Source organism: Paenibacillus jiangxiensis (assembly GCF_046098255.1).
In the GTDB taxonomy this organism is placed as follows: Bacteria; Bacillota; Bacilli; order Paenibacillales; family Paenibacillaceae; genus Paenibacillus; species Paenibacillus jiagnxiensis.
On the sequence record NZ_JBJURI010000011.1, the window covers coordinates 148808 to 170781 of the forward strand.

Annotated in this window: 21 protein-coding genes and 1 pseudogene; 7 read left to right on the plus strand and 15 right to left on the minus strand. The window is 51.2% G+C overall.

Translation table 11 applies throughout. The features are described from left to right. Positions 1-6: 6 nt before the first annotated feature. The gene (locus ACI1P2_RS12910) at positions 7-1140 is read left to right on the plus strand and encodes a GerAB/ArcD/ProY family transporter (protein ID WP_355320262.1); all 1134 of its coding nucleotides are present in this window, start codon (positions 7-9) and stop codon (positions 1138-1140) included. A gap of 77 nt (positions 1141-1217) precedes the next feature. Here the strand turns inward: ACI1P2_RS12910 and moaA are convergent, their stop codons facing one another. From moaA to ACI1P2_RS12960, 10 genes are all read right to left on the minus strand, one after another. Further along, positions 1218-2222 (minus strand): GTP 3',8-cyclase MoaA, encoded by a 1005-nt coding sequence (gene moaA, locus ACI1P2_RS12915; RefSeq protein WP_355320263.1) that lies wholly within the window; start codon positions 2220-2222, stop codon positions 1218-1220. A 229-nt stretch (positions 2223-2451) separates the two neighbouring features. Continuing rightward, complete coding sequence (locus tag ACI1P2_RS12920) at positions 2452-3285, minus strand: carbohydrate ABC transporter permease (protein WP_355320286.1); 834 nt, start codon at positions 3283-3285, stop codon at positions 2452-2454. Between the two features lie 89 nt (positions 3286-3374). After that, on the minus strand, positions 3375-4247 hold the full coding sequence (locus ACI1P2_RS12925) for a carbohydrate ABC transporter permease (RefSeq protein ID WP_355320264.1): 873 nt from the start codon (positions 4245-4247) through the stop codon (positions 3375-3377). 1 nt (position 4248) lies between these two features. Beyond that, entirely contained in the window at positions 4249-5325 is a 1077-nt protein-coding gene (locus ACI1P2_RS12930; RefSeq protein WP_355320265.1) for an ABC transporter ATP-binding protein, read from the minus strand. Between the two features lie 25 nt (positions 5326-5350). Next, positions 5351-6649, minus strand: a complete 1299-nt coding sequence (locus ACI1P2_RS12935) for an ABC transporter substrate-binding protein (protein WP_355320266.1) — start codon at positions 6647-6649, stop codon at positions 5351-5353. 180 nt (positions 6650-6829) lie between these two features. Next, complete coding sequence (locus ACI1P2_RS12940; RefSeq protein WP_355320267.1) at positions 6830-7432, minus strand: glycerol-3-phosphate responsive antiterminator; 603 nt, start codon at positions 7430-7432, stop codon at positions 6830-6832. Between the two features lie 65 nt (positions 7433-7497). Then, on the minus strand, positions 7498-8349 hold the full coding sequence (locus tag ACI1P2_RS12945; protein ID WP_355320268.1) for a metallophosphoesterase family protein: 852 nt from the start codon (positions 8347-8349) through the stop codon (positions 7498-7500). 133 nt (positions 8350-8482) lie between these two features. Next, the gene (locus tag ACI1P2_RS12950; RefSeq protein ID WP_355320269.1) at positions 8483-9676 is read right to left on the minus strand and encodes a Ger(x)C family spore germination protein; all 1194 of its coding nucleotides are present in this window, start codon (positions 9674-9676) and stop codon (positions 8483-8485) included. Beyond that, positions 9663-10769, minus strand: coding sequence for a spore germination protein (locus ACI1P2_RS12955; RefSeq protein ID WP_355320270.1), 1107 nt, complete (start codon positions 10767-10769; stop codon positions 9663-9665). Before ACI1P2_RS12955 ends, ACI1P2_RS12950 begins: the two co-directional genes overlap by 14 nt. Before the next feature lie 34 nt (positions 10770-10803). Next, the gene (locus ACI1P2_RS12960) at positions 10804-12483 is read right to left on the minus strand and encodes a spore germination protein (protein WP_355320271.1); all 1680 of its coding nucleotides are present in this window, start codon (positions 12481-12483) and stop codon (positions 10804-10806) included. A 196-nt stretch (positions 12484-12679) separates the two neighbouring features. On the opposite strand from ACI1P2_RS12960, the gene nikA reads away from it, so the two are divergent. The 5 genes from nikA to ACI1P2_RS12985 are packed head-to-tail and all read left to right on the plus strand — an operon-like array spanning position 12680 to position 17589. After that, positions 12680-14236 carry a nickel ABC transporter substrate-binding protein gene (gene nikA / locus ACI1P2_RS12965; protein WP_355320272.1) on the plus strand — a complete coding sequence of 519 codons (1557 nt, stop codon included), beginning with the start codon at positions 12680-12682 and terminating at the stop codon, positions 14234-14236. Next, on the plus strand, positions 14233-15174 hold the full coding sequence (gene nikB / locus ACI1P2_RS12970; RefSeq protein ID WP_355320273.1) for a nickel ABC transporter permease: 942 nt from the start codon (positions 14233-14235) through the stop codon (positions 15172-15174). The genes nikA and nikB overlap by 4 nt, the downstream gene beginning before the upstream one ends. A gap of 2 nt (positions 15175-15176) precedes the next feature. After that, on the plus strand, positions 15177-16025 hold the full coding sequence (nikC, locus tag ACI1P2_RS12975; RefSeq protein WP_355320274.1) for a nickel transporter permease: 849 nt from the start codon (positions 15177-15179) through the stop codon (positions 16023-16025). After that, on the plus strand, positions 16022-16831 hold the full coding sequence (locus ACI1P2_RS12980; RefSeq protein ID WP_355320275.1) for an ABC transporter ATP-binding protein: 810 nt from the start codon (positions 16022-16024) through the stop codon (positions 16829-16831). Before nikC ends, ACI1P2_RS12980 begins: the two co-directional genes overlap by 4 nt. Next, positions 16828-17589: an ABC transporter ATP-binding protein gene (locus tag ACI1P2_RS12985; RefSeq protein ID WP_355320276.1), complete on the plus strand. Its 762-nt coding sequence runs from the start codon at positions 16828-16830 to the stop codon at positions 17587-17589. Before ACI1P2_RS12980 ends, ACI1P2_RS12985 begins: the two co-directional genes overlap by 4 nt. A gap of 181 nt (positions 17590-17770) precedes the next feature. Here the strand turns inward: ACI1P2_RS12985 and ACI1P2_RS12990 are convergent, their stop codons facing one another. After that, entirely contained in the window at positions 17771-18805 is a 1035-nt protein-coding gene (locus ACI1P2_RS12990) for a DUF1835 domain-containing protein (protein WP_355320277.1), read from the minus strand. A gap of 115 nt (positions 18806-18920) precedes the next feature. On the opposite strand from ACI1P2_RS12990, the gene ACI1P2_RS12995 reads away from it, so the two are divergent. Continuing rightward, complete coding sequence (locus ACI1P2_RS12995; protein ID WP_355320278.1) at positions 18921-19475, plus strand: hypothetical protein; 555 nt, start codon at positions 18921-18923, stop codon at positions 19473-19475. A gap of 184 nt (positions 19476-19659) precedes the next feature. Here ACI1P2_RS12995 and ACI1P2_RS13000 read toward each other — a convergent pair whose 3' ends face one another. From ACI1P2_RS13000 to ACI1P2_RS13015, 4 genes and pseudogenes are all read right to left on the minus strand, one after another. Beyond that, entirely contained in the window at positions 19660-20271 is a 612-nt protein-coding gene (locus tag ACI1P2_RS13000; RefSeq protein ID WP_355320279.1) for a restriction endonuclease, read from the minus strand. Positions 20272-20306: 35 nt separating this feature from the next. After that, complete coding sequence (locus tag ACI1P2_RS13005) at positions 20307-20489, minus strand: hypothetical protein (protein WP_355320280.1); 183 nt, start codon at positions 20487-20489, stop codon at positions 20307-20309. Positions 20490-20526: 37 nt separating this feature from the next. Next, entirely contained in the window at positions 20527-20745 is a 219-nt protein-coding gene (locus ACI1P2_RS13010) for a hypothetical protein (protein ID WP_355320281.1), read from the minus strand. Positions 20746-21460: 715 nt separating this feature from the next. Further along, positions 21461-21974, minus strand: a pseudogene (locus ACI1P2_RS13015) (transposase); the annotation flags it as partial.

Below are 21974 nucleotides of genomic sequence, written 5' to 3' on the forward strand. Positions count from 1 at the left end.
AGCATGATGAGCAAAAACGCAATTCGTATCTCTGAACTGGTCGCCGTCCTGATCCTCTATGAAATAGGCAGCACCACCCTGTATTTACAGGGAGCAACGGCTCTACAGGATGCCTGGGCGGCGATGATGATCGGAGCGTGCGGCGGCTTTTTGCTCCTGCTCATGTATCTATGGATCTTTCGTCTGGATCCGCGGCGGGATCTGTTTGAGCTGTGTGTCCATTATCTGGGCAAGATTCCCGGCAGTTTTATCGGGTTATTATTCGTAGGTTATTTCGCCTATGAAGCCTCTCGTGTGACAAGAGATCTTTCTGAGCTGACAGCGTTAACCCTGCTGGACAGAACCCCTTTGTTTGCCATAGCACTGATGACGATGCTGGTGTCATACATTGTTCTGAAAAATGGGCCGAAATCCGTTTTTCTGCTCACCCTTATGCTGCTTCCTATCGTTGCTGCCGGATACATTATTTTGCTGCTGCTTCTCTTGTTCTCGGGAAGAACCCAACTGGAATACATGTTTCCCGTTCTGGAAAACGGATTGATGCCGGTACTGAAAATCGCCATTCCCAATAGTATCACGTTTCCGTTTGGCCAGGTTGTGAGCTTACTGGTATTCTTCAAGCTTCTTGATGCCAACCGGAAGCAGCTTAATAAAACGGTAATGCTTACCTACGGTATTGTGGCATTGATTCTCATCCTGGTGAATCAGCTGAACATCGTCGTTTTGGGACCCAAGCTTGCAGCCATATTTACCTACCCTTTGCTTGAGGTGGTGCGGCTTATCAACATCGTCAGGGTGTTTGAACGGTTGGATGTGATCTTCGTGTTGATTCTGTTTATGGGGCTCGGCATCAAAAGCGTAATTTTCTATACCGGGGCCGCTATCGGCTTTTGCAGGATAACATCCTTAAAATATAAAGCAGCGGCGGTCCTATCTGGGATCATTATTTTTGCCTTTTCGCTTTTCCCGGGAAGCTTTACCGAGTATATATGGATTGGCCTCAATTTTACTGTAGTATGGATCTGGCCCATTTTCCAGTTCGTTCTTCCCCTGCTTCTGCTGCTGATGATGCTGATCCGGAAAAAGAAGCGGCAGCAGCAGCCGGAAGATGCAGTCCCGGCAGAAGCAGAAAGAGCCTGAAATCCCCAGTCATTTTCCGGGTAGCTTTCAGGCTCTTTCGTATTTTGGTTCCTGTGCAAGGTGTCCATACCGGAGAATTATCCTCCGATGTGCGACATTTCCACCTTGGTCGACGTACTGTTCTTACCTGTTCCGCGTTCTAGAGAATACCGGTCATGCCGGTTAGCCCAAATGGATGAAATGGCAGCGGCGAGCTGCTCATCACGATTTTCGGACCGCAGCAAATGCCGCAGCGGGTGCCCTTGCGATGCGAAGAGACAGGTATACAGCGTTCCGTCTGCCGACAGGCGGGCACGGGTGCAGGATGAACAAAAAGCCTGGGTAACCGATGAAATAAATCCGACCTCTCCTCCGCCGTCCAGAAAGCGGTAGCGGGCCGCCACTTCACCGAGATAATTCGGTTCAACCGGCTCAAGCGGCCAACGCTCGCCGATCCGCTGCAGCAGCTCCTTCGTGCTGACCACATGCTCCCTGTTCCAGCCGTTGGTATTGCCAACATCCATATATTCAACCATACGCAGAATATGGCCCTTATTCCGGAAGTATTCAACCATAGGCAGAACGGCTTCATCATTGACTCCCTTCTGCACCACCATGTTGATCTTCACCGTCAGGCCTGCGGCCGCGGCGGCATCGATTCCATCAAGCACGGGCTGAACCCGTCCTCTTCCCCCGTTCATGTACAGAAAAGTATCATCATCCAGCGCGTCCAGACTGACCGTAATGCGATGAAGTCCAGCCTGCTTCAGCCTGGTTGCATTTCTGGCCAAGAGGCTGCCGTTGGTCGTCAGCGAGATATCCTCCACGTTCAGCGCCGCAAGCCTTGTAATGATCTCCGGCAAATCCTTGCGCAGCAAGGGTTCGCCCCCGGTTATGCGCAGCTTGCGCACGCCGAGCGAGACAAAGATGCGGGCCAATCTGCCGATTTCCTCCGCTGTCAGCATATGCTCCTTGGGCAGGAATGCATAATCCTGATCGAAAATTTCCGCAGGCATGCAGTAACGGCAGCGAAAGTTGCAGCGGTCTGTGACCGAGATACGCAAATCCCGCAAATGCCTGCTGTGCTGATCGTATACAGTCATAGATATCCCCCTTCTGCCGCTGCATAAGCATCTCAAGCTGATTTTTTGTGTAATACTCCTAGGGTACCATAAATTGCCCCGTCCTGTCCTTCTACACTAAAATAAAAGTTGGATATTCTAAGCCTATAAAAACAGAACCCGTCTCCTATGAGGAAAACGGGCTCCGCTCGTTGATTGAATATTCACTCTTGAAATGAATAACTTTGAGATTTCAGGCAATTCAGTACATTTACTTTACTCCATTATACACAAACGCTTTGATAATCGACCGCTGCGCGAAGAAAAACACGATCAGAATCGGCACGACCAGAATGAGGTTGCCCGCCATCAGCACATTCCATGTCGCCACTCCTTCCACCTCGCGGATTTTCGCAATGCCGAGCGGCAGCGTGCGGGCCGTTTCGTTCGTTGTCATGACGAGCGGCCAGAAATAATCGTTCCAGTGGCTGATGAAGCTGAACAGCGCGAACGTAATCAGGGCCGGCCTGGCGGCGGGTATCATAATACGGATGATGATCTTCCACTCCTTGGCCTGGTCCAGCCGCGCCGCTTCGATCAGTTCCTCGGGCACCTGCCGGAAGGACTGGCGCAGCAGGAAAATCCCGAACGCGCTGGAGGCAAAGGGCAGGATTAGCCCCAGATGCGTATTCAGCAGGTTCCACGCGCTGAGCTCCAGATAGACGGGCAGGAAAATGAGCTGTGACGGAATCATCAGCGTCACCATGACCAAACCGAACAGCAGCCCCGAGCCTTTAAAACGATAACGTGCAAAAGCATAAGCCGCCGGAATGATCGTCAGCATCTGCAAAACAAGAATGCCCACGGCAATGAATACGCTGTTCATAAAGTAATGAAGGAAGGGCCCCGAATTCCACGCTTGCGCAAAATTCACCCACTGCGGGTCCTGCGGAATCCATTCCGGCGGGAAGATCATCGTCTCCGGCATCGTTTTCAAGGACGTGGAGATCATCCAGGCAAAAGGCAAGGCGAAGATCAGAACCAAGAGCAGCATGCCGATCACGTTGACGATCCTCAGCACGGCATTCATCGTCCTGGCCGCCATGGCGCTGCTGTTCACCTCTTCCGACATCTTCACACTGCCCTGCTCTGCTGCAGGCTGTACGACTTTCATATCAAACTCACCTCTCTCCATTACCGGTAATGAACACGCTTGGACAACATTTTGAAGTATATGGCAGTCAACAGCCCTACAATAATGAGCAGCACCACGCCAGCCGCGGATGCATATCCGATCTTGAAGAAGCGGAAGCCGTTCTCATAAATATAATAGACAAGCGTGTTGGTCGAGTTGACCGGCCCCCCCTGCGTCATGATCGCGATCGTTTCAAACACCTGAAAGGAGCTGATCATGCTCATCACCGCCAGAAAAAACAGCGTCGGCGACAGCATGGGCAGCGTCAGCTTGCGAAAGGTTGTCCATGGCCGCGAGCGGTCCAGCGCCGCCGCTTCATACACGCTCGGAGGAATGCTCTGCAAGCCTGCAATGAACACCAGCGTGTTGAAGCCAATTCCCTTCCACACCGCCACGATGACAAGTGAAATCAGCGAGGTGTCCGGATGTGACAGCCATTCCAGGGGCCCGAAGCCGAACCACCCGATCACCCAGTTCAGCAGGCCATATTCCGGGTCCATCAGCCAGCTCCACAGCAGCGAGATGGAGACCAGCGATATGATATGCGGGCTGAAAATCGCTCCCTGCACGAACCCGTAAAACAAGCCCGAGCGGTTCAGCCACAAAGCAAGCGCAAGCGAGATGCTTAAGGTCAATGTCACCGTTAAAATGGTATAGATCGTCGTATTGGCGAGCACCTGCAGAAACTGCGGATCACTGAGCAGGTCCGTAAAGTTTTGCAATCCGACATTCTGCTTCACCGGGCTCACAAAATTCCAGTCGAAGAAGCTGAGATAGATCATATAAAAAATAGGATAGATGAAAAACAGGGCGAAGACGACAAGGGCCGGCGATACCATCCCGTATGGGCGAAGTTTTTCCCAAAGGCTCATATCAAATGCCTCCGACGGATATGAGTCCGGGCTGAACGGTCTCAATTCCCCGCAGTCTGCTGCCGTCCGCCGCAAAATAATAGAGTCTGTCGTTCGGAATGCTTACAACGGTATGGTCTGAAGTTTGAAGCGGCTCCAGAAACGTTTTGACCGAGAACACGCCGGCCGCCGACCGGATCTGGTAAATATTCTCCGCTCCCAGGCTTTCGCGGGTCACGATCTGCCCCTCCAGCCGGATGCCGTCCGCATGATCGCCGCGGTTCAACAATGCATGCTCCGGTCTGAAGCCAGCATACCCGACAGCTGTGGACACCGCATGTGCAACCGGTAGCCCTTTTACTTTGACCGCCTCCAGAATATTCATGGCAGGTGTGCCGATAAATTGAGCCGCAAACAGATTGTCCGGATCATGGTACAGCACATCCGGGGATGCAGCCTGCTGGATAACCCCCTGGTTCATAATGACAATGCGGTCCCCCATCGACATAGCCTCAACCTGGTCATGGGTCACGTAGACGAATGTCGTGCCAAGCCGCTTATGCAGCTGAATCAGTTCCGTACGCATCTGATTGCGCAGCTTGGCATCCAGATTGGACAGCGGCTCGTCAAGAATGAATACCTTCGGCTTCTTGACCATCGCCCGCGCCAGCGCCACCCGCTGCCGCTGTCCGCCCGAAAGCATTTCCGGCTTTTTCTTCAGATAAGGCGTCAGGCCAACGATCTCGCAGATGTCCTGAATGAGCGCTTCCCTCTCCTTCTTTGGAACCTTGCGGTTTTTCAGCCCAAACTCGATATTTTCCCGGACATTCATCGTTGGGTACAGGGCATAATTCTGAAAAACCATCGCCACATCCCGCAGCCCCGGCGCCGTGTCGTTTACAATGCGTCCATCGATCAGGATGTCGCCGCCCGTCTGCCTGTCCAGTCCTGCGATCATGCGTAGTGTCGTCGACTTCCCGCAGCCCGACGGGCCGACCAGCACCGTAAAGGAGCCGTCCTCGATCGTCAGATTTAAATCCTTGATGACCTCGTCTTGCTGAAATGTTTTGCAAATATGCCGCAGCTCGATCTTAGCCATGCTATCACTCCTTAAGACTGGATTGTTATTTGGCAAGCAGTCCGTTCGCCTGCTCGGCAGCCTTATCCATCGCTTCCTGCGGAGAACCCTTCGGATCCAGTATGGCCTTCTCAATCGCTTCCTTCATAATCTTGGCAACCTCCGGATATGCCGTTTCCATCGGGCGCGGTCTTGCATATTCAAGCTGGTCTACAGCCACTTTGTACTGAGGATGCTCCTTGTACAGGGTCTGCAGCTCCTCGCTCTCCAACGCTGAAATGCGAGTTGGCAGGTAGCCGGTGTGCTTGCTCTGATACGTCGTCGCTTCCTTCGTCGTCATAAACTTGATAAATTCCCATGCCGCGTCCTGCTGTTCAGGGGTAAGGGCGGAGGTCATCACGAGCTGACACCCGCCGGTCGGAACTCCATAGCTCTTGTTGGCAGGCATAAATGATGTCTCCATTTCAAAACCGTTGCCCTCCGAAATTTCAATGGCTGCAGCGACTCCGGCGGTCGAGCCAAACTTGAATGCAGACAGCTGATTCGCCCAGTCCTTGTCCGCCGTTGCGCCCGCTTCGTCACCGACCGGAATTTTGATCAGCTTCTCGTTCGCGAGCTTTTTCCAGAATTCCACAGGCGCGACGCCTTCCGGTGAATTGAAGGCTGCGCTCTTGCCATCCGCTGATAATACCTGGCCGCCGCTCTGTGCAACAAGCGCTTCGTAGTACCAGATATCCGCCGGCATCGTCATGGCATTCTTGCCTTTTTCCTTAAGAACACGGCCGTATTCTTCCAGTTCTGTCCATGTTTTCGGCCCGGACGGATCAAGCCCTGCTTCCTTGAGCAGGGTTACATTTTTATACAAAATCGGTGTACTGCGCATGAATGGCAGTCCGTAAAGCTTGCCGTCCACATACGCATTTCCCATCAGTCCCGGATAAAAATCGTCCATATTGACTTCTGCCGCATCCCGCTCTGCAAATGACGTCAATTCAGTCAGCATGCCGTAACGGGCAAATACGCCGGTTGAAGCAATCTCCAAATCCGATACGGCCGGCGCGTCCTTGGCTGCAAAAGCCGCCTGCACCTTGGCATGCAGATCGTCATAAGTTCCCTGGTATTCGGCTGTCACCTCGATGCGGTCCTGCGACTCATTGAATTCCTTGACAAGCTGCTGTTTAGCTTCCTCTGCCTTGTCACCCCAGGCATACCAGTACTTGATCTTTATCTTTTCCCCGCCTGTAGATGACGCAGACGCGCTTCCTCCAGAATCTGTTTCGTTGCCGCCGCAGGCAGCCAGTGTCACCATACTCAGCAGCAGCATCCATACTCCAAGCTTTTTCATTTGCCTAATCCCCCTCCAGTAATGAGGCTGGTCGCAAAAAAAGAAACCTTATACAAACCGGTGGCTTTTACGCCGCCGGTCTGATAAGGTTTCTCCTCAGCTCCAACCGTTTGTTATTCACTTGTCCCCATTGTAATGGGTGTTTGTAAAACCTGTGTTTGGACTGTATTAACATTATGTTTACTTTGACGGCATGTGTGCCGGGCGCCGCCACAGCTCCGGCTTGGAGGACGACACGGCCGTTGTGCCCTGCCGGAAGCAGGCTTCCGCATGCTCCCACTCATAAAGCAGCCCGCCGGTGATGATGGGAATATCCGTCATGTCCTTCACCCGTCTTATCATCTCCGGGATGCGTGCAGGCATGACCTCGATAATATCCGGCCTGACCGACTCAATGCTTTTCGCAATATTGTCCAGTCCTTCCGTATCCACGAGAAAAAAGCGCTGAATGGTGATAAGCCCCAGCTTTTGCGCTGTCTTGACTACACTTGTTTTAGTCGTCACAATACCGGTCGGCCTCACCGTTTTAGCCAGATAGTCAAGTCCGTAGGCATCGGTGCAAAGCCCGCCGATTTTCTCCAGATGCAGGAAGACGGGCAGGTTATGCTCCTGGAACAAGTCCGTGTAACGCTTGATCACTCCGATATTGCCGGTCATCAGAAAGACCCCGCTCAGCTGATTCTTTAGCAGCAGTGCCGTTTCGAAATGCTTCGGTTCCTTAATCGCTGCGATGACCCCGAAATGGGCCAGCCTGTCCAAAAAGGCCTGCTTGCTGTTCGCCATACGCCATTCCCTCCGTCAGTTTAAATTTGAAAAAAGGGGCGGCTGTCGGCCGCCCGCTTTCAACTTTATAGAGGCCGGACTGAAGTAGGGGATGCAGCAATCGCCACAATGCAACCGCGGTCCGCATCCGCTCCACATGCGCCCGGGGTCGGACGAAAATGCTTCATATGCCTGTGCAAAACGGCAGCATGCTCTCCCAGCTCCGGCTCGTTCATATCAACCGCCGCAATCCTGATTTCTCCGGGCTCAATGTCCACTGTCCGAAAGGACTGCGAATCCAGGCACGCTGACAGCTGAACGAACGTCCACTGCTGCCTGCGCGCGATGGAGTCCACATGCGTATGTCCGTTGAAGTACAGCCCCATACCTTCTTTTTGGCTTAAAATGGCCCACAAATCCACATCCGGATGAATCGATCCTTTATCCGCTGCCGAGCCTGCGGTTGTATCATAGACGGGATGATGAGCAAACACGAGCATTGGCTTGCTGCCGGACAGCTTCACCATTTCCTCCAGCCAGTGCAGCTGCTCGTCATCCACCCAGCCGCTCCAGTCCTCAAAATCCATTTCCCGTGCCGTGTCCAAAAACACCAGTATTGCCTCATCCGTCATTACCGCATGATAGCGGGCTTGTCCGGTAAAACCGAGCACATCACGCTTCGGCTGACCATACACATCGTGATTGCCTAGCACATGATAGAAGGTTCTGTTATGGCTTCTAATCCATTGATATACATCTTCCAGCTCGGTTGGTGTCCCGAAGTTTGTCAAATCTCCCAGCGAAATATGAGCATCCGCCTCAGGCTCCAAAAAACGGCCAAGCACAGCCTCATAGAACTTTTCTCTTGCCTCTACCCATTCCTGTACGCTCCGGTCTGCATCATGGTAATGCAGATCTCCCATCAGAACCAATTTCATCCGTTTGTCTCCTCCCGGGTATGAAGTTATCCCCGATTATAGGTAACTATTGTAAATTAGGAACAGAATATAGATGAAATGTACGTAAAAAGGTATACTTCAGGATTAATGGAGCTTTCGGCTTCTACCTGATCTATTCGGTCGTTGACCCAAACTCCGTAATTTTCATCTTAACATCATAGGTAATATGAGTTTGGCTAAAGGTTTTATCCCAATCCTTCTTGACCTTTTCCCACAATTGGGGATGTTTAATACGCAGCTGCTCGCGAAATCCTCCAACATCCACATGATAAATATTCTGCATCTTGTTCAGCACCTGCTGAATCTGCTTACTGGCAGCTTCCTCAAATTGCTCCTCCAATTCATGAAGATACTTGGTCGTTGAAGGAATTTCAGGCGCACTCCAGTCTTCCATGAGACGCCCTTCCGATTCGATGCGGACATGAAACGATATTTCATTCCCTTGCACTTTAGGAATAATCCGGCTTTTAACATTTTTTATTTCATAGGTTATCGTGTGTCCGCCTTTTGGCGCGTAAGTTTTCAATGCCCCTCCCCTGCTTCCCCCCATGATCCAGGATAACCCTTCCAAATCCGTTTCCTCCAGTTCTCCAATCCATTTTTTTGTCTTCCCTTGATAAACACCCGCCCCCGAAAATCTGGGCTCACCTTTAATGTTCGTCACCACATTTTGCAAAAGAAAGCTGGAGCCCGACTCCATTAGTGCATCCAATTTAGCCAGATACATGGCGGGCAAAATTTTATTGCTGCGGAAACGGTTATCGACAAGTCCTCTTAAATAGAAAGCCGGGATCTCTCCGGATTCAACCGCGTTTAATGCATCCGAAGCTTTTTGGTGGCTTACAACGACAAGACAGCTGGGTCTGATATCATTATCACGGAGAATAAAGTCCAGCAGCTGCTCCAGGCTATACTTCTTCGATATTTTACTTGAAACCACAATGACCTTCAGATGATGGCCGATCAGCGGCCGGTCATTCCGTAAAGCAAATTGACGGAAAATTTGTATGATCGAGTCTCCCGTCATCTGCTCATTGAGGAAGCCCGGGTCAGAAGACGAACCGCCCGACTGGTTTTCTTTCTTCCCTCCTGCCTGCGGAACAAGCTGAACCGTGACTGTAAGCGCGTCTCTTTTGGGAAAATCGTGGTCCTGATTGTTGGATTGCTTATTTTTCTGAGGCGAATCAAATCCCAATCCTACATAGACACTCAAATCTTCAATCTCGTTGCTGCTCCAGCAGCCTGTCATAAGCAGCAGCAGCATGGACATAACCAGATACCCTATTTTTTTGCTATGACTGCTCATTGAGTTTGGTCCCTTTCTTTCGTATGATGCTTAGCATTAGCAGCAGCAAAGGAACAGCGCCAAATAAATAAATGGAGGCGTTGCCAATGAAATCTCCGAGCTTGAATACCTGATCCAGGGACTGGGGAACCATGGCAAAGATATAAATGACAGGCAGCATGACGAGCCGAAATGGAAGCATTTTCCGCTGTAAAAGCTGAGCGCATCCTAGAGAGGCTGCATAATGCGTGATCGTATAGGTCGAGAACATCTGCATGATCCATATGACCAGCAGCAGCGATTCGAATCGCTCAAAAATAAGCCCTTCCATTTCAAAGCTCCGCATTAAATCCAGCGTAGGCCAGGTTTTTGTCTTCACCCCATCAACGGATAAACCTCCAACTGTCATAATCAATGTGATCAGATAAATAACCAGAGACGTCAGGATCCCGGCGATCATAGCCTTACTTCCTTTGCGGGGAGAACTCATGAAGGCCATAACCACAAGCATGCTCTCGTAACCCGTGAAGGCAAGCAGCGTAGGTTTCAAACCATTGAAGACCGGCATGATTCCCGAGCCCAGCACCGGACGGAGATTATCAGTGTTAAAAATGCTGCTGCTTAAAAAAATTGCGGTTAAAAAAAAGACCAGCGTAATCGGCAGTATGATTTCGTAAAGGCGGGCAATAGAATTGATGCCCCCCATAATTAAATAAAACCCGATCCACATGAACACCAGTACAATAGCCCACTTCGGCGTGCCCTCCAGCAAATAAAGACCTGTAACTTCTGCCATAATTCTGGTTTCAAAAGCACAAATCGTTAGAAAGTATATGATAATCGCTGTTCCGAGAATAAAGGAAATCCATTTTCCGATAATCTCTTGGGCAAACTGAAATATGGTTTTTCCGGGAAATTTGTTGCACAGCTTTACGATAATTAAACCTTCGATCATCACGAGCACCCCGGATATGATAATAGAAATCCATACGTCCGGGGTTTTAACAGCCTCCACGGTCGTGCGGGGAAGTGTCAGAATGCCGGCGCCCAACATGTAATTGATAATGATAACGGCAGCTTGTGCCGTCGTGATCTGATCTTTATTCCGGCTCATCCTGCAAAACCTCTCTCCTCGAAAAATTCCTGTTTTACCGGCGCACCCGGTCTTTCGGATTCAGCATAAGCGGACGCTTTTTCATCCATTTGAACGGGATACGAATAAACAAATCCTTCCAGTCACTCGGCCTGTAAGGGACCATCGGGGTTACGTAAGGCACCCCAAAGCTTTTCAACCGGACCAGATGGCTGCTAATCAGCAAAAAAAACATAACTACCCCGAACAGGCCAAAGATGGCTGCACTGAACATGGCGGCAAAACGAAAAATTCGCAGCGTAAGACCCGCGCTGTATACCGGAATGGCAAACGAAGAGATGGCTGTTATGGCGACTACAATGACCAGGAATTGGCTTACGATCCCCGCCTGTACAGCTGCTTGGCCAATGATCAGGCCACCCACGATGCCCATCGCCGGACCAATCGGTCTGGGAAGACGGATACCGGCTTCCCGCAAAATTTCAATGGATACCTCCATGATCAACGCTTCTATAATGGATGGAAAAGGCACTCCCTTTCTCGTCTCAATAATCGTAATTGCGAGTTTGGTGGGGATAAGCCCAGGGTGAAAAGAGATAAAAGAGATATAGAGCGCAGGAGCCAGAAACGCCAGGAAGGCGGCGAAGAAACGAAGCAGCCGCAAAAAAGATCCCGGAATCCATCGCTCATAATAATCCTCCGGAGACTGCAGCAGCATACTGAACGTTGCCGGCAGGATCAATGCAAAAGGGGTCCCGTCGAGCAGTATGGCCACTCGGCCTTCAAGCAGTGCGCTGATGACACGGTCAGGCCTTTCCGTATTTTGCAGCTGTTGAAATGGGCTTAGTATATTGTCTTCAATCAACTGCTCAATGTAACCGGATTCAAGGGGATCATCAATCTCAATGCTGCGCACCCTTGCCTCTACCTCCGCTAACAGCCCAGGATCAGCGATGCCTTTCATATGAGCTATGATCAAGTCCTTTTTCACGACATTACCGATCTGGAATTTTTGCAGGAACAGAGCATCGTTTTGTCCGTGCATTCTCAGCAAACCGGTATTATCGCCTATCTTTTCCGTAAATCCGCTGCGCGGGCCGCGCAGAAGAATTTCGGACAAAGGCTCTTCCGTATTTCTGCTTTTCCCCTTGGCTGAGCCTACAAGAATGGATCCCTTCATTCCATCGATCATGAGACCGTTTTGTCCGCCCAGAACCGCCCGGGCCAAATCCGGCAGCGATGCTGCCTCACTGATCTCAGTAACCGGAAGGAGATGGGTTACGATGTATTTTTTTATCTCCGGGCTCGTCCAATGTTCAAACTGTTCACTCTTCAACGAAGCAAGGCCGTCTTTCATCAATGGCGTGATTAAGTGCGTATCGATCAGATCACTGTTGAACAGGCCGTCAACATACAGGAGAGCCGCACGTATTGTTGTTCCCCGGATGACAAATTCCCGAATGCGCACGTCTGAACTCTGGGCGAATGTAGCTCTAACGGTGTTCAGGTCCGTATCATATTTCCCTGTAAGGGGGAGCTCGCCCCAGGAATTACCTTTATCTTGATGATCGTTGGCCTGTTTGGAGCTTTTGGTAATTGAACCGGACCGGCCTGCATTTAAGTATGGCTGCAACCGTTTGGTTGCTGTCAAGAAGAGCAGAGGGATGGACAGAAGGACAAATGCCTGCAGCAGAATGGCCCAATCCGGAATGAATGAGCGTATAACGGACCACAAAAGGATCTCCTCACAATCTTCAGGATTATTTAAGTCAGAAGGTATTTTTACCAACCTTATCCTTAAACATTCCTAGAAAATGGTGAAGGACCGGATCAAGACGCAAAGATTTTAAACGTCTTTAGGGTATTGTCAAAACGTAATAATTACGATAACATTCTAATCGTAATTATTACATATTGGGAGGACCCGTATTTTGTTTATTTCGAACCGATACAAATCCGTACTGGCCCTAATTGCTCTGTTGGTTGGCATCAGCCTGTTAAGCGCATGCGGACAAACTGCGCCAGGACGTGAAGACGCCTCAGCCCGCAAGCATATCAGCTTCCTCTACAATTTCTCCACCAGTTCGCTGGACCCGCATGTGGACTCCAGCTACGTTCCGCTTAGAGCCGGTATAACAGAAACGCTGGTCAGGCTGGATGAGGATAAACTGACCGTCGCGCCATGGCTGGCCAAAAGCTGGGAAAGCCCGGATGGACAGCATTGGACGATCAGGCTGCGCGAAAATGTCACCTTCCAGAACGGCAAAAGCATGACAGGGGAAGCTGTCAAAGCTTCCCTGGAACGGGCGCTTCAGGAGAGCGCAGCCATCCGGAATGCGCTGAAAATTGATACGATTGAGGCGGACGGACATTCGCTGAAAATTACAACAACACAGCCCTTCCCCGAATTCGTGTCAGAGCTCGTCAATCCGAATGTCTCCATCATCGATATCACCGAACCGGATATCGTCAACAATCCGGTCGGCACCGGCCCATTCAAGCTCAAGGCTTTTACGCCCGGAAGCAAGCTGGAGCTGGAGCGTTACGATGAATATTGGGACGGGGCTTCTCCGCTGGATTCCGTAACCTTCGCGTTCAATGAAGATGCCAATGCCCGTTCCCTTGCGCTCAAGTCCGGGCAGGTCGATATTGTGTACCGCCCGGAGGTCGAGAGTCTGCACTCGCTTGATGCTGTGGAAGGCATCAAGGTCGAATCGACAGCTACTTTTCGAGTGCATCAGCTTACCATGAACATGGAACGCGAGAGCATGAAGGACCTCAACGTGCGCCGCGCCATGGATGCGCTGATTGACCGCCAGGAAATCGTGGATACGATCTTGCTCGGATATGGCGAGCCTGCCATTGGCCCGTTCCTGCCTTCCCTGCCGTTTGCTCCCAAGTATGAAGACAGCAGGCTGGAGACCGGTCCCGAGGCGGCTGTGCAGTATTTGAAGGAAGCCGGTTACACATTTCAGGATGGTATTATGCAGAAGAATGGGAAGCCCCTGCGGCTGACACTGCTGACTTACTCGTCCAGGGCTGACCTGCCCTTGATTGCCCAGGTATTTCAGTCCGATGCCAAGCGTATCGGGATCGATGTGCAAATTCAGCAGATTGATACGCCAGAAGAATATATGGCTGCCAACCGCGACTGGGATCTGGCCACCTACAGCAACCTGACAGCTCCACGGGGGGATGCCGGTTATTATTTAAATGCAACCTATCACCCGACAGGTGCGCTCAACTTTAGCGGAGCTTATGAAGAAGAGCTGACGGCGATCATTGACGACCTTAACCGCACCGTTGAGCCCGGGCAGCGGGCCGTACTTGCTGAAAAAGCGGCAAATTATGTACACAGAAACGTAGTCAACTCCTTCGTGCTTCATCCTTCAACCATCGTTGCCTACAATGAGAACAAGATTGCCAACTGGGTGACGACAAGAAGTGAGTATTACATGATGACCAATAAGCTGGATGTGAAAGAATGATTCGGATTCTGATCCGCAGATTTGCGGAAGTGCTCCTGTTTATGTTGTTTATCACGTTTATCAGCTTTCTGTTTATCCGCCTTGCGCCCGGCGACCCGGCACTCACGATCCTGAATGTGGATGAACTGTCCGTAAGCCAGGAACAGGTAGAAGCCCTGCGCGAGGAAATGGGCTTCAACAAGCCGCTGCTCGTACAGTACGGTGTTTGGCTGCTTGATTTTGTACGGCTCGATTTCGGACAGTCCTATGTCACCGGCCAGCCGGTTATGGAAATGGTTTTGACGGGGCTGCCCTCCACATTGGAATTAACCGCAGGCGCGCTGCTCGTCATGCTGCTGGTATCGGTTCCGCTCGGTTCGCTGGCGGCATTGTACCGCAATAGCTGGATTGATCAGATCAGCAGAATTTTGTCCATTATCGGTGCGGCTGTTCCCAGCTTCTGGCTGGGCCTGATCTTCATCGACCTGTTCGGCGTGCGGCTCAACTGGCTGCCGACCATGGGCAGGGACGGATTCCAGTCCCTGCTTCTGCCGTCCCTGACGCTCGGACTTGCCATCTCGGGAGTGTATGTGCGGCTGCTCCGCTCCAGTCTGCTCGATTCGCTGAGCCAGGAATTCATTCGCGCAGCGAGATCACGCGGCCTGTCCGAACGGCGCATCTTTGTGAAACATGCGTTCCGGCACAGCCTTCCCCCGGTCATTACCGTGTTCGGTGTCAGTCTCGGCAGCCTGATCGGCGGTGTGGTGGTGGTTGAGGTGTTATTCGCTTATCCGGGTATAGGCAAGCTTGTTGTGGACGCGGTCAGACAGCGGGATTACCCGTTGATTCAGGGGTACATCCTTATTATGGCTGCCTTTGTGTTTGTGGTGAATACGGGAGTTGACCTGTCCTACCGTTATCTGAATCCGGAAATGAAGCTGAAGGAAAGAGAGGCATGATCATGAAAGCATTGTCCCTTCATTTTACGGGACGGAACAAACACTGCTGGCAAGCTGCCATTGCACTGCTGCTCCTGCTGCCTGCTGCAGCGGCAGCCCTGTATGCCTTTGTGTATCTGCGGCACGACCCGACGCTGACTGATTTGAGCGGGCGGCTGCAGGATGCCAGTCTGCAGCATCCGCTCGGCACCGATCATCTGGGGCGTGACGTATTAACCCGGCTGCTGCTGGGCGGCTGGCAGACACTGGGCTACAGCCTGCTGGCCTTGACGGCAGCGATGCTGATCGGAGTCCCGCTCGGCCTGATCTCCGGTTACTTCCGTGGCTGGACCGACCGGATTCTCATGCGTATTGCAGATAGCTTTCTCGCCTTCCCGGACACCATCGTCGCGATTGTGCTCAGTGGTCTGCTCGGTGCGGGAATCGGCAATTTGGTGCTGGCCATCGTCATTGTAAAATGGGTCAGCTACTCCCGGCTAGTACGCAGCACGGTCCTTGCCGAATCACAGAAGGAGTACGTGCTGATTGCCCGCATTAATGGCTTGTCTCCCATCAGTATCATGCGCAAGCATCTTTTGCCCCATATTGTAGGCAATGTGCTTGTACTGGCCAGTCTGGATCTCGGCAAAATCATTCTGCTGATCTCCGCCTTCTCCTACATCGGACTTGGTGTACAGCCGCCGCTTGCGGAATGGGGGGCGATGCTGAACGATTCCCGGCCATATTTTCAATCCAAACCCGTACTAATGATCTATCCGGGTCTGGCGATCGTCGTGGTGGTCCTGCTTGCCAATATGCTGGGGGATTATTTGCGCGACCGTTTCGATGTGAAGAAGGAGGTGCAATCTTGATTTTATCCATAGAGCAGCTATCCGTTCGCAGCCGTGAGAAAATACTTATTCATGAGATATCGCTGTCTATTCGCAAGGGAGAGTGGTTCGCTCTGGTTGGGCAAAGTGGCAGTGGGAAAAGCCTGCTTTCGCAGGCCATCGGGCAAATGCTGCCGCCTAATCTGCGGGCAGACGGTCAAATTCTATTTCAGGGGCTGGATGTGCTGAAGCTGCCTCCGTCGCGTGCACGATCCATACGCGGCAGCGCATTGGCATACGTCTTTCAGGATTACCAGGGCTCCTTCACTCCGTTCCGAACCATCGGCCAGCATTTTGACGAGTATCAGAAGGCGCATGGTGTTGCTTCAGCCGGAGTACGCAAGCAGCAGGCCATGGAGGCGCTCGAATCGGTGGGGCTGGACGGCCAGTTCCTCTCCCGTTACCCGTTCCAGTTGAGCGGGGGGCAGCTGCAGCGGGCGTCCATTGCCATTGCGCTCCTGTTGTCGCCCGAGCTGTTGATTGCGGATGAAATCACCACAGCGCTGGACAGTGTCTCCGGTCACCGCATTCTGCAGCTGCTTGCCGCCAAACAGCGCCAAACCGGCTGTGCCATCCTCTTCATTACTCATGACTGGCGTCATGTCAGACGTTATGCCCAGCGTATCGCTGTTATGAAAGAAGGAAAAATTGTCGAATCCGGCAGCAAGCAGCATATACTGGATCATCCGCAGCACGACTATACCCGGAAGCTCATACAGGCAGCGCCTGTATTACCTGTACCGGACGGTACCTTGCCTTCCGGTCTGATGGAGGTGGGGCAACGATGAGCCTCTTGGTTGTAGATTGTCTGACCAAATCCTACCGGGAGAGCAAGACTGTGGTGAACGGCTTTTCTTTTCACCTTGATAAGGGAGAATGTCTGGGACTTGTGGGAGAAAGCGGCTGCGGCAAGAGCACATTGGCCCGCTGCCTGCTGCGTATTGAAACCATCAACAGCGGCTCCATCGTGCTGAATGGACAGCCTATAGATCGCCTTAACGAGCGTAAGCTAAGACCTTACCGCAAGCAGATGCAGATTGTGTTCCAGAATCCGTCGGCTGCCCTTAATCCGAAGCTGAAAATCAAAGACTCTCTGATAGACCCTTACGAACAGTTCAGCCATCAGCTAAGACTGAAGCATTTCACGTTTACTTCCAAAGCCGCTTATATCAAGCGGCTGCTGGAGGCTGTTGAACTGCCGGCCTCTCTCGCCGACCGTTACCCGCATGAGCTGAGCGGCGGCCAGCGTCAGCGGGTAACCATTGCCAGGGCCATCGGTATTGAGCCGGACATCATTGTGCTGGACGAGCCTACGGCCAGCCTTGACGTGATCTCCCAAGGCGCAGTGCTGGGCCTCTTGACATCTCTGCGCACTCATCTGAATCTGTCCTATCTCTTTATCTCGCATGACCTTGCCGCCGTACATCAGATGAGCCAGCGCATTCTCGTTATGAAGGAAGGCCAGCTCGTTGATCAGTTCGACCGGGATTATTTATTTCATGAAGATCGTCATCCGTATACCAAAGAGCTAATCTCGATTTTTTAAGTATGAGAGAGAGCTCAAAATGTCTATTGATTTGGGCTCCCCCTTTACCGTCGTGAGACGCTCCGGGAACGAATCATTCCTTTAATCGATGTTGCCCCCGAATTTTGTTTAATTTTTTTTAAACGGAAGAAATTCGGGGGACAGCCTCTTCTGAGTTTTTATAATTTTGAAGCTATGTACCTTATGATCTTCTAATCGAAAAAGTATACCACCCCACAGGAAGGCCTTTAAAGCTGATTTGGCCATCGCTTATCAAACTCCATACCCGGTAGCTCAGGAATTCATTGTCTATCAACTGATTAGTTTGGTTGTAAAAATGCAAACTCAATTGCCCGGCCGGGACATAACCGTCTTCTTCAGCTTCTGTGCTCTGAAGCTCTGATAAAATTTCCAGGATCATGACATCCAGCTCATCCTCAGGCACTCCAACAATTTGACCGTTGCGCAGCAAACGGAGACAGTGCTCCTGGCTGGACAGCTCAAGCCACTCTGCCTCATACTGTTTTCTTGCCTCGCTGCTCAAAGGTTGGGTCTGTTCAAAATCGCGGATGATTTCTTGAAATTGATCCGGCTCGATCTGGCCCTGAAAATAAGGGATTTCTACATCATCACCACCAAACAGCCTCCGGTACGCTTCTGACACATTGATGACATGAATCGGCTGCTTCCGCTCTCTTAAAAGATACGCGGCAAACCGGAGTCCCGTCTGATCATGCGCATTGTTGGCGCACCAGATGAAAATGGACTTGTGCTCCTCTATTTTCGCCAAGGTCTTCATCATTGGAGCGATTTGGTGCTCCCTATTATGCATTTGATTAAAAATATAATGATTCACCCGGTTCTGCATCCAGTCTGTCCTGCGTCTTTGTCCTTCCCCGGTATGCAAATGCTGAATAGGACCGACGGAGAAAACATCGTTAAACGCTAGTACCGCACATTCATGCCGCCTATTCAAGTTGCTTAACGTAACCTTCATAGAGCCGGCATCCGACTGGCTGAACATGATATGTACATTTTTTTCCTGCTCTTCCCACTCTCTCTGCAATTCCCTCCTGTACGTCAGCCCCGAGTCAAGCAGTTTAAGGATCTCGTCAGCCGTATACTTCTTTTCCTCATCGTGCTTGGCGGCATCCTGAATTTCCTCGACCAAATGCCTCAACAGGCTGCGGCTTTCCCCTTCCTCCAAATAGCCCCATTTTTCCATATAATCCTGCAAGCTGCTACCTCCTGAATTTCGTTACTTTCCCCTGTCCCTCAATATTTCGCTTAAGTTTATAACAAATCCTCCGATAAAAGTATATAAAATCTTTTACACATAAGGAGGAGCACGATTGACCCAACATTACAGCAAACAAGAAACAGACGCATATCTGGAGCATTCATCGGATACGCCGATCAGTGTGAAGCTGCTTTCCGCTCTTTTGGCGATAGGCGGAGCGATACTGCTAATTACCCAAGCGGCGTTGTTCAGCCGTTTCAGTGAGTTGTCCTCCCTGCTCGGCGTGTCAGGATGGGTAGTTCAGGGAGCCGTCGCTTTTCTCGGGGGGCTGGGCGTCGCAGCGGGGATTGGCCTCTGGCTTGGACGCCAGTGGGGCTGGTGGATAGCCCTCTTTTATTTCGCTTATGCCGTATGCCGCAACATCAATGCCATGATATCCATTCCCGGTCTTTATGAAGCCTACGGCAGCGAAGGAGATGTATCCATGATGGCATCGTACATAAAATACGGATTTCGCACCCTATGGGACGTTCTTTTGCTTTATTGGTTATGCAGAGATACGGCTGCTTATCATTGCGGAACCCAACACGTCAAGAAGGGGAAGGCGCTGCTGATTGTATTCGGAGCAAGCCTAATTATCTTTGTTCTAGCAGCCTTGCTGGGCTAAGCAGTTTTTTGATTCCAAAAAAAGGACCCTGCCGAGGTTCTGCAGGGTCAAGCATCTATATAAAGGGGGTTATTGATTACAACTATAAAACCTGTAGATTAATACAATATGAAGAGAAACTAAAATTCCACTTAAAAATCGGATTTCGGCAAAATTTTTTCCGTTAGAAAGGCATGCGATCTTTTCATCCGTGTTTCTTGTCATCTTTGCGAAGCTTGTCCCCCTTCCAGCCGCCTGTAAACGGCTCCGGCTCGCGCTCCACAATGTCCATGGCTTTCTCCGTTCGCCGTCCTTTGAACAGAGTGATGATCTCCTCCAAATCCTCGCGATCCAGCAAAGTAACCCCGTTGGCACTGGCCAAAATAGCGCAGGATTCAGTATATCTGCCAGAAGTAATGACAATAGACTTGTGCGCCCGGTAATAATTCATGGAGGCATAAATCTCCTGAACGGCTCCCAGGCCGACCGGACTCTGCATCCCATAACGCTTCGCCTGCACCACACTCCGAAGTCCACTGCGGTCGGTAAACACAAGATCCGCCCCGAAATCACGGCTGCCTGTCGTCTTGTACACCTCTTCATAGCCCAGTTCGGTAAACAAACGATACAAGTAAGTTTCAAACTCAGAGCCGTCCTCCATCCGGTCAATGTCCTTCATTGAAATTTTGCGGGGATTGAGCTCCCGCAGTACCCGCGCTCTCCGGCGGCGAATCCACCCGGTAACGAACGCCGTCAAAATGAGCAGCCCTATGATCCATACTGTCAAAGGGCCCAAATATGTATGTATGATGTCCATTTCCTGTTCCTCTCCGACTTTCGGATAATTAGTCCCTAAAAAAATGTTTCACGCACCGGGTTATTTAACTGCCGCTCCCTCGACTTGACCAGGATGTAGCGTTGAAGCCCATTAGCTCCATGGATGGCAATGTCTCCATACTTTTCGGCTTTATCGAGCTCTCCCTTGCGAAAGGCGGCCTCCGCCTCCAGCGCGTGGATCAGAACCTGCTGCTTCAACTGTGCTTTCTGGGCTTCAAAGTCGTCCCAGTCCCTTTTATTTATAGATGGCAATCAGTGCTTTGGAATAATGACGGATATTGGAATGCTTGATCTGATCCGCTATGCGCTCCGCCCCGGCCATGTCCCTGCTCTCCAGGTCGAGCTGAACCTTGGTCATAAGCTGCATTTGCCTTCCTTTAACCTTCTCCTGCTCCCGGGCTGCAGTTTCCAGATCACCGTTAACCAGGTAATAAATCATTCTAAAATGCTTCATCACCCATAAATCCTGCGGCTAATCCGATCGCAATCGCAATCGCGATGAGCCAGGGCCATTTAATTAACTGCAAACTAATTTCTCCTCTCACTGTAGCTATGCATGACTGCTTTCATTAATCATATTTTTTAATTGTAACTAACTCAACTTTCGCAGAGCACAAATCCAATTAAACCTTTGTAGTTGCTGGGTTCTGAGGAATTCGAATCCCCTCCTTGCAAGTTTACCGGTTTCATGCTGCGAAAGTTAAGGCTTGGCAGTCAAGCGCCCGTCGACCGTGGCAAGGCATGTGAACTCGCTGCCCGGGAGCTTTGCACGATTATCCCGTTGGATCAGGTGAAGAAAACAGAAAACCGGGAACCGAAAATATACTTTAGGCACGTTAAAGAAAATAACGGATCAAGTAAGGCACGAAAAAGCCTGTTGTTACCCTATTCAGGATCATCGAATGGGCCTAATATTTTTTTGATCGTACCTTATGGAGAAGCAGATCGGTTCGAGATTATGAGGCGATCTTAAGAGAAAGCAGAGCGTTTAGGTAATGTGAAACCGACCGAGAGAGAAGGAGGAGGAGCGGAGCAAAGCCCTGAAAATTAAAAGACTCTGGCCCTCGTTGCCGCTTGAACCTGAATTTTTCCGATGTCCTCGTTCATCCTAACCCATACCGTTCAAGCCACGCACATCATGCTCACCTTTCCTCGTTCAAACACTGTGATCAGGACGCAGCCGCAAGAGGCTGAACCGGTTGGCGCGCGATCAGTCGGCGGTAAGGGATCGCCGGAATCGCCACGCCCATGTACAACAACTTCTGCCACATCGGTTCTTCCGCTCCGGGCAGGCGCAGTCGGCGGCGTACGGTGTACTCGTTGAGGTACGCCTGCAGATGTTTCGTTCCCAAGGCTACATACGTACTCTTCAGCGATGTCCACGCCTCGCTCACGACTTTCCGCAAGGGCGTATACAGTCGATAGGCTTGAGGGAACGATTGTACCCCCGATGCACGGACATCTACCTGTTCATGGATGAACGCAGCGAGTTCGAATCGCTTCGCTCCGTTCCCATCTCCCCTCATCTGCGGCACCAGACGGATTTTGACCTGCTCCGGCTCGCCCGACTCCGTGACCGTGCATCCCGCTACGACCGCCGAAGCCTGCGGATGAGGAAACTGTGGCCGGGCCGGATTACGCCCATACAGGTCGCTGTTCACCTTCACGTCTCCGCAGAGCAGC